Below are 245 nucleotides of genomic sequence, written 5' to 3'. Positions count from 1 at the left end.
AACAGGCCCTCCGTCAGGTGACTGACCGCTACAAGAAACACGAACAAGGCGATAATGCCCACATCCGTCGCCAAAGCGTGGCGAACAGGGACGTCAACGGCAACTCTGTCGAGCGCGAGGCGGTGCAAAACCGTGATGGCGCCGAAGCCGCCGACAAGGGCGAGATTCGCCACTACAAGCTCAAGGAAAACCATGAGCAACCAACCGTGGTGCAACGCACCCTGGAAGGTCGCTTGAGCCAGAAC

General features: G+C 59.2%; 1 pseudogene. It reads left to right on the top strand.

Features of this window, described 5'->3' with window-relative positions:
• Window positions 1-245 (top strand): annotated as a pseudogene (locus ACFZPT_RS26845) (glutamine--fructose-6-phosphate aminotransferase); the annotation flags it as partial.

The sequence above is a fragment of the Pseudomonas sp. MD330_10 genome, from assembly GCF_042610415.1.
Lineage (GTDB): Bacteria > Pseudomonadota > Gammaproteobacteria > Pseudomonadales > Pseudomonadaceae > Aquipseudomonas > Aquipseudomonas rhodesiae.
This window is presented reverse-complemented; position numbering and strand designations above follow the sequence as displayed.